Raw genomic sequence first — 7,847 nt, 5'->3', positions numbered from 1 at the left:
GGGGGCCGCTGCCCCCACCCAACCCGGCGGTGGGGGGGGGGCGGCCGGGGGGCCCCCCCCCCCTTCGCCGTCGTCGTCAGCGCCGCACGAGGACCGTCCCCGCGGCCCGGTCGTGCAGCCCGCGCCCGTCACGGTCCCACACGACGGCGGGGATCACGAGGCACAGCAGCAGCGTGCGCACCGCGCCGCGCGCGAACCCCGGCGCGACGCCGTCGGGGGCACCGAGCGTGCGGACCTGCAGCCCCAGGAGGCGGTGGCCGATGGTGAACCCGACGGTGCTGACCAGCAACAGGTTCATGAGCGCGAAGACGCCCAGGGTGACCCACGAGTTCAGCTCGGCGAACGACGCCGGGCTCGTCACCAGGTAGGCGATCAGGGTCGCCACCGCCCAGTCGACGACGAGGGCCACGGCCCGGCGCCCGAGCCGGGCGAGCGAGCCAGGTCCGACGTCGGGGAGGCCGAGCCGTCCGGCGGACCCGGTCTCGTCCCGGCGTCCGCCCTCGAGCCACGAACCCATGTCCTCCCGCGATGCCATGCGTCAAGGCTACGCGGCGCCGGAGGCGTGGCCGCCGTAACGTGTTGGAAACAATGGCGCCACGCCGGAGAAACGCCGTCACCCTACGGTCGTGGTCGTCGAGCGGCGCGCACGAGCTCGTCGCCCCCGTCCTTCGGAACCGTCCGGCGGCACCGACCGAACGGCACCATCCACGCAAGGAGTGCATGCATGTTCACGAACGCCGAGGAGGCCATCGCCTTCACCCGTCGCGAGGGGGTGGAGTTCATCGACGTCCGCTTCATCGACCTGCCGGGCGTGATGCAGCACTTCAACATCCCCGTGGAGCAGTTCTCGGAGGACTCCTTCACCGAGGGCCTCATGTTCGACGGTTCGTCGATCCGCGGCTTCCAGGCGATCCACGAGTCGGACATGAAGCTCGTGCCCGACGTCACCACGGCGTACCTGGACCCGTTCCGCAAGCGCAAGACGCTCATCGTGAACTTCTCCATCGTGGACCCGTTCACCGACGAGCCGTACTCGCGCGACCCCCGCACGATCGCCGCCAAGGCGGAGGCCTACCTCAAGTCGACCGGCATCGCGGACACGGCGTTCTTCGCCCCCGAGGCCGAGTTCTACGTCTTCGACGACGTCCGCTTCTCGACGAACCAGCACGAGAGCTTCTACAGCGTCGACTCGGTCGAGGCCGCGTGGAACACCGGGCGCGAGGAGGAGGGCGGCAACCTCGGGTACAAGACCCGCTACAAGGGCGGCTACTTCCCCGTCTCCCCCAACGACCAGTTCGCCGACCTGCGCGACGAGATGTGCGCGGTCCTGGCGGAGGTCGGGCTCGACGTCGAGCGCGCGCACCACGAGGTGGGCACCGCCGGCCAGCAGGAGATCAACTACCGGTTCAACACCCTGCTGCACTCGGCCGACGACCTGATGAAGTTCAAGTACGTCATCAAGAACGTCGCCTGGCAGCACGGCAAGACCGTCACCTTCATGCCGAAGCCGATCTTCGGCGACAACGGCTCGGGCATGCACTCGCACCAGTCGCTGTGGCTGAACGGCGAGCCGCTGTTCTACGACGAGAAGGGCTACGGCGGCCTGTCCGACACGGCCCGCTGGTACATCGGCGGCCTGCTCAAGCACGCCCCGTCGCTGCTGGCCTTCACCAACCCGTCGGTGAACTCCTACCGCCGCCTGGTGCCCGGCTACGAGGCCCCGGTCAACCTGGTCTACTCGGCCCGCAACCGCTCCGCGTGCATCCGTATCCCGGTGACCGGCTCCTCGCCGAAGGCCAAGCGCGTCGAGTTCCGCGTGCCGGACCCGACGGCCAACCCGTACCTCGCGTTCGCCGCGCAGCTCCTCGCGGGCATCGACGGCATCAAGAACCGCATCGAGCCGCCGGCGCCGATCGACAAGGACCTGTACGAGCTGCCCCCCGAGGAGCACGCGCAGATCGCCCAGGTGCCCGCGTCCCTCGAGGAGGCCCTCGACAACCTCGAGCGCGACCACGAGTTCCTCACGCAGGGCGACGTCTTCTCCGAGGACCTCATCGCCACCTGGATCGACTACAAGCGCAGCAACGAGATCGACCCGATCCGCCTGCGCCCGCACCCCCACGAGTTCGAGCTCTACTACGACATCTGATCGGCGGCCCGCAGGGGCCCGCTGACGTCGCCAGGACGGCGGCCCTCCCTTCGGGGCGGGCCGCCGTTCGGCGTCTTCCGCCAGCAGGTCACGACGCCACCGGCCGCCGGACGGCGTCGGCGGATGTCGTCAGACCATCCGCCCGATCGGTGGTACCCACCCGTCCGTCGGCCGGTCCCGCCCGCAGCGGGCGCAGAGCAGGTATTGCGAGTCCTCGTTCTGGCGCCGGAGCCATTTGTGCATGCCCAGCACGCAACGCACGTCCCTCATGACGTGCTCCCCTCGACGACGCGGACGTGGCGACGGCCGCCACGGGTCGCCTTCTCAGGCTAGGCCGCGGCCCACCGACTCGACAGCCGAGCGCGACCGCGCGCACGACGCCCGGCTACCGCCTCGTGACGGCACCCGCCCACAACCAGACGAAGCCTTCGCGGCCGTGGGAGTCGACGTAGCGCACGTGCACCTGCGCGTCGGTCCAGGCGGTCGCCTCGCCGTCGACGAGCTGCTCGCCGGACTGCCGCGACGTGATCCAGGCGCGCACGGGGATCCCGCGCTCGGGGCGCGTGACGTGCGCCCCGTCGCGCGATCTCCCCGGCGCCCCCTCGGCGGCGTCGCGCAGCGGCACGCGGTCGACCGCACCTGACGATCCGCCGGCCTCGTCTCGTCGCCTGCTTCCCACGGGAGCAGGATAGCCCCGGTTCGAACAGGTGTTCTGGGTATCTGCTTGAGTGAAGCGGCTACCGGAGTTCCGTGATGTCATGGTTCGCGATCGTGACGGCGAGGTCGCGCGGCGTGCGCCCTGCGGCGTTGACGTGGTCGCGGTTCGCGCCTGCGCCCAAAAGGAGGCGGATGACCGTCTGGTCGTCCCGGGAGTTGAAGACGGCCCCCCAGAGTGCAGTGTTCCCGTGGCGGTTGGTGATCTCGGTGTCGGCACCGGCCTCCAGGAGGAGGCGCGTGGCCGCCACGTTCTGATTGATGGCCGCCAGGGCGAGCGCCGTGTGTCCCTGATCGTCGACGGCGTCGATGGGCGCACCGCTTGAGATGGCGGCCGTGATGGCCGCAGCATCGCCGTCGGTCGCGGCATCGTGAAGCGCAGTCCGGCGGTGCCGTTCATCTGGCATGGGTGATCGGTGCTCCTCAGTGGTCTCGGATCAGTTCGCGGAGCGGGTGCGGATCGGTTTGAACCGCTTGCTCCAGAAGTCGGTAGAACAGCAGGCCGCGCGACCTGGAGTCGCGCCGGTTGAAGCGAAAGGTGTACTCATCGAGGTAGTAGGGCAGGTGCTCGGCGGCGATGCCGTAGTGCAGTGTCCCGATGATCCATCGCTTGAGCAGCGAGGCGACCATGTGCAGGCCGGGCAGCAGCGTCTCCTTGTCGACGGTGCGCATCGCGACGGTGCGTTCGTGGGCGTAGCCCATATCGGTCAGCCGGCGGAACATCTGCGCTCCGTCGGTGTGGATCTCGCTGCCCGGCGCGATGACCTCCTGGGCGAACTCGAGGATCTCGATCGAGCCGGGCCGAGTGGCGACCTGGGCCCGGATGCGGCCGATCGTGCGCCCGTTCTTCTCGACGGCGAGCATCACGCACGCCTTGTCGGTGCTGGCGCCGTAGCCGCCGCGTGACACGCCGCCGATGAACGTCTCGTCCAGCTCAACCACTACACCTGGGCCACCGAGCAGGTCCCGCTCGGGCCGGACCATCGCTCGGCGCAGCTTGTGCAGCCAGGCCCAGGCCGTCTCATAGGACCCGAACCCGAGCACGCGCTGCAGCCCGAGCGCCGAGACCCCGCCCTTCTGCGACGTCACGAACCACACGGCGGCGAACCACGTCGTCAACGGCCTTCGGGTGCGGTGAAAGATCGTGCCCGCGGTGACCGACGTGCGTCGCCCGCAGGCCTTGCACATCCACTGCCCTCTAGCTGTCTTCCAAAACCCGTCAGCGTCGCAGACCGGGCAGCGAAACCCGCTCGACCAACGCAAGCGAGCCAGGTATTCCAGGCACGCATCGTCGTCCGGGAACCACGCCAGCAGATCCGCATAGGTGCGGGGATAGTCGACCCCGGCCTCGGGGTGCCCGTCCTTCATCCACCGAGACTACTTCACGCAAGCAGATACCCAGAACAGGTGTTCTACCCGCGAGCGGCGCGGGTCACCCTGCCCGCTCCACCTCCCGGGTCGCGGCCGCGAGCGCGGCGTCGTCGGGCACGTAGCCCTGGACGTGCCGTTCGGCCACGCCGTCGTAGGTGCTGAGGGGGCGGATGAGCGCGTTGGACGCGAGCTGCTCCTGGACGTGCGCCGTCCACCCCGCGATGCGCGAGGCGACGAAGATCGGGGTGAACAGCTCCGTGTCGAAGCCGATGAGGTGGTACGCCGGGCCCGACGGGTAGTCGAGGTTGGGGTAGATGCCCTTGCGGCCCACGAACTCGTCCTCGAGCGCGTCGTACAGGGCCGCCAGGTCGGGGCGGTCGTAGTGCTCCACCAGGGTGTCGAGGGCGGCCTTCATGGTGGGGACCCGCGAGTCGCCGCGCTTGTAGACCCGGTGCCCGAAGCCCATGACCTTCCGCTGGGCCGCGAGCGCGTCGTCGAGCCACCCGGCCGCGGCGTCCGCCGTCCCTATCTCGGCGAAGGTGTGCATGACGGCCTCGTTCGCCCCGCCGTGCAGCGGGCCCTTGAGCGCGCCGACGGCCGCGACGATCGCGCTGTAGTAGTCCGACAGGGTCGACGTGACGACGCGCGCGGCGAACGTCGACGCGTTGAACGAGTGCTCCGCGTACAGCGTCATCGAGACGTCGAACGCCCGGCACGCGACGTCGTCCGGCTCCTCGCCGAACGACATCCACAGGAAGTTGGCGGCATACCCCAGGTCGTCGCGCGGGGGCACCGGCGGCAGCCCGCGGCGGCGGCGCTGCAGGTGCGCGACGACGGTGGGCAGCTTCGCGTACAGCACGAGGGCCTTGTCGAGGACGGCGTCCGGCTCGTGGTCCCACGCGTCCGGGTCGTCCGTGCCGAGGATGCTGACGGCGGTGCGCACCACGTCCATCGGGTGGGCGGCGGACGACAGCCCGTCGATCACCTGCACCAGGGCGGGGTCGAGCGCGCGGTGACGGCGCTCCGCCGCCACGAAGCGCTCGAGCTGGGCGGCGTCGGGGAGCTCCCCGTGCCACAGCAGGTGCACCACCTCCTCGAACGAGGCGGTCGCGGCGAGCTCCTGGACGGGATATCCCCGGTACAGCAGCGAGTTGGTCGCGGCGTTGACGGACGAGACCGCGGTGCGGTCGACCGTCACCCCCGCGAGGCCCTTCTTGATCTCGACGGTGTCGCTCATGGTCGCTCCTTCACGCTGGGAGATGGACGTTCGGGGCAGGGAGGGATGCTCAGCGCCCGCTGACCGTGCCGAAGCGCCGGGCCACCGGCGCGACGACGACGGGGCGCATCGCGGCGGCGGCACCTGCGATCACCACGACGGAGACAAGGAACAGCGCGAGGCCGACCCAGCTCCCGTCGTCGCGCGCGCCGAACATGTGGTCGAGGTTGCGCCGGGCCCCCGTCGCGAGCACCAGGCCCACGTGCAGGACGACGAACGCGACGAAGTAGAGCATCACCGGGAAGTGGACGCGGCGGGCGAGCCCGATCGGGACGAGCCGGTCCGCGGCGGGCCGGGACCGCCAGTACACGCTCATCCGCACGCCGCTGAGGATCGCCAGGGGCGCCGCGACGAAGACGGTCACGAAGTAGGCGAGCTGCTGGAGGCCGTTGTAGTGCACCCACCCGTCCTCGGTGGGCCACTGCAGCGACAGGTACTGGAGCCCGGCCGACAGGGCCTCCGGGACGACGGTCCAGCTGGTCGGGACGACCCGCACCCACTGACCGGTCACGAACAGCAGCACGATGTAGACCGCGCCGTTGACCACCCAGAGCACGTCGAGCGCCTGGTGCGCCCACGCCATGAGGCCGATGCGCGCCCCCGGGTCCGCGCGGGGTGCCCACGACGCCGCGGGACGGCGCTGCAGCCGCACCTGCCACCCGGTCCGCACCGCCAGCACCAGCAGGAACACGTTGAAGAAGTGCTGCCACGCCAGCCAGGCCGGGATGCCCACCGGCGCGTCGTCGGGCATCGGGGCGGTGCCCGGGTAGGTCGCGAGGAAGCCCTGCCCGGCGTCGGTGCCGACCCACCAGCGCGCGGCCAGGACGAGCAGCCCGAGGACGACCGCCGCCACGGCGGCCGCGATCCCCGTCCGGCCCGCCCACGCCGGGAGCCGACGGCGGCGCGGGGCTGCCGCGACGGGTGGGGCCACCGGCTCGGGCACGGGCGACGACGGCGCGGGCTCGACCGTGGGCGGCGGCTCCGCCGGCCGGTCGTCCGGTGTGACGGGGACGGACGATTCCCGCCCGGGCGGCACGACCCCGGCCGGGGGCCACGGCACCCCGCCCGCGGTCCTCGGCAGGCCACGCCGCAGAGGTGTGCCGACCACAGCGGCTGGAGCCGTCTGGGCGAGGCCGGCTCCCGGCTCCGCGGTGGCGCCCGCCGTCGTCGACCGGGCGACGCGCGGCAGGCCCTGCCGCACCCCACCGGGTGCGGCCGCCCCGCCGGCCGTCCCGGCCCCGGTCGGACCGTCCGCTCGCGTCGTCGCGTGCGCGACCTCCGCCGTGCCGGCGTCCGCGCCGTCCACCGGCGGCCACGGCGGGCCGCCGGGCCGGCGCGGCAGCCCCTGGCGCGTCATGCGTCCCGCCTCGCCTCGAGCGCCGCGACGAGCTGGGGCACCACCTCGAAGACGTCGCCCACCACGCCGAAGTCGGCGATCTCGAACAGGGGCGCGTGCTCGTCGGAGTTGACGACGACGATGGTCTGCGCGGTCTGCATCCCCGCGAGGTGCTGGATCGCGCCCGAGATGCCGAGCGCCACGTACAGCCGCGGCGACACCGTCACGCCCGTCTGCCCGACCTGGCAGGACGCGGCGACGTAGCCCGCGTCGACCGCCGCCCGCGAGGCGCCGACCGCGCCGCCGAGGGTGTCCGCGAGCTGCTCGACCAGGGCGAAGCCCTCCACCGACCCCAGCCCGCGCCCGCCGGACACGACCGTGCCCGCCCCGCGCAGCTCGGGCCGGGTCGAGCCCGACTCGACGGGCTCGACGGCGAGCACCGTGGCCGCGGGCCTCCCCGACCCGGGGACCGCGAGCGCCTCCACCTGCGGGTCGTCGACGGCCGGGGCGCGGTCGTCGACGGCGCCGACGCGCAGCGTGACGACCGGGGCGCCGAAGGTCGCCGCCGACTCGACGAGGTACGTGCCGCCGTAGGCCGCGTGGTGCGCGACGACGCCCTCGTCGTCACGCGACACGCCCACCGCGTCGAGGGCGAGCGCCGAGCGCGACCGCACGGCGTAGCGCGCGGCCGCCTCCCGGCCCTCGACCGAGTGCGACACGAGGACCGCGGCGGGCCGGACGAGCTCGGCCGCGGCCTCGAGGGCGTCGACGACCGGCACGCCGAGACGTTCCGCGTCCCCGGGGGCGAGCAGCACGCGGCGGGCCCCGAGGCGCGCGGCCGCGGGCGCCTGGTCGTCGGCGCCGGGCCCCACGACGAGCGCCACGGGGGTGCCGATCGACGCGGCGGCCGCCAGCAGCCCCGCCGACGATCGTGCGAGCCCTCCGTGCGGCTCACGGTCCACCAGGACCAGGACGGGTTCTTCCCGGACGTCGGTCATGTC

8 protein-coding genes are annotated in these 7,847 nt (G+C 72.3%); 1 reads left to right on the top strand and 7 read right to left on the bottom strand.

The genetic code is table 11. The annotated features are described in order from the left end of the window. Nucleotides 1-76 precede the first annotated feature (76 nt). Nucleotides 77-535 (bottom strand): RDD family protein, encoded by a 459-nt coding sequence (locus ACFQ8Y_RS13760; protein WP_430549951.1) that lies wholly within the window; start codon nt 533-535, stop codon nt 77-79. 189 nt (nt 536-724) lie between these two features. Here ACFQ8Y_RS13760 and glnA point away from each other — a divergent pair, with 189 nt between their 5' ends. Beyond that, nucleotides 725-2,149, top strand: a complete 1,425-nt coding sequence (gene glnA / locus ACFQ8Y_RS13755; RefSeq protein WP_429764245.1) for a type I glutamate--ammonia ligase — start codon at nt 725-727, stop codon at nt 2,147-2,149. A gap of 385 nt (nt 2,150-2,534) precedes the next feature. Here the strand turns inward: glnA and ACFQ8Y_RS13750 are convergent, their stop codons facing one another. The 6 genes from ACFQ8Y_RS13750 to ACFQ8Y_RS13725 all read right to left on the bottom strand — a co-directional run bounded on the left by ACFQ8Y_RS13750 (nt 2,535) and on the right by ACFQ8Y_RS13725 (nt 7,844). Next, complete coding sequence (locus tag ACFQ8Y_RS13750; protein ID WP_430564754.1) at nt 2,535-2,828, bottom strand: hypothetical protein; 294 nt, start codon at nt 2,826-2,828, stop codon at nt 2,535-2,537. Between the two features lie 58 nt (nt 2,829-2,886). Continuing rightward, on the bottom strand, nt 2,887-3,270 hold the full coding sequence (locus ACFQ8Y_RS13745; protein ID WP_430585803.1) for an ankyrin repeat domain-containing protein: 384 nt from the start codon (nt 3,268-3,270) through the stop codon (nt 2,887-2,889). Nucleotides 3,271-3,286: 16 nt separating this feature from the next. Beyond that, nucleotides 3,287-4,231 (bottom strand): IS1595 family transposase, encoded by a 945-nt coding sequence (locus tag ACFQ8Y_RS13740; RefSeq protein ID WP_430585802.1) that lies wholly within the window; start codon nt 4,229-4,231, stop codon nt 3,287-3,289. 64 nt (nt 4,232-4,295) lie between these two features. Continuing rightward, nucleotides 4,296-5,471, bottom strand: coding sequence for a bifunctional 2-methylcitrate synthase/citrate synthase (locus tag ACFQ8Y_RS13735; protein ID WP_430585801.1), 1,176 nt, complete (start codon nt 5,469-5,471; stop codon nt 4,296-4,298). A 49-nt stretch (nt 5,472-5,520) separates the two neighbouring features. Further along, complete coding sequence (locus tag ACFQ8Y_RS13730; RefSeq protein ID WP_430585800.1) at nt 5,521-6,867, bottom strand: cytochrome b/b6 domain-containing protein; 1,347 nt, start codon at nt 6,865-6,867, stop codon at nt 5,521-5,523. Continuing rightward, on the bottom strand, nt 6,864-7,844 hold the full coding sequence (locus ACFQ8Y_RS13725; protein ID WP_430585799.1) for an electron transfer flavoprotein subunit alpha/FixB family protein: 981 nt from the start codon (nt 7,842-7,844) through the stop codon (nt 6,864-6,866). The genes ACFQ8Y_RS13730 and ACFQ8Y_RS13725 overlap by 4 nt, the downstream gene beginning before the upstream one ends. Nucleotides 7,845-7,847 lie beyond the last annotated feature (3 nt).

The organism is Isoptericola sp. NPDC056605 (genome assembly GCF_042792795.1).
In the GTDB taxonomy this organism is placed as follows: domain Bacteria; phylum Actinomycetota; class Actinomycetes; order Actinomycetales; family Cellulomonadaceae; genus Isoptericola.
This window is presented reverse-complemented; position numbering and strand designations above follow the sequence as displayed.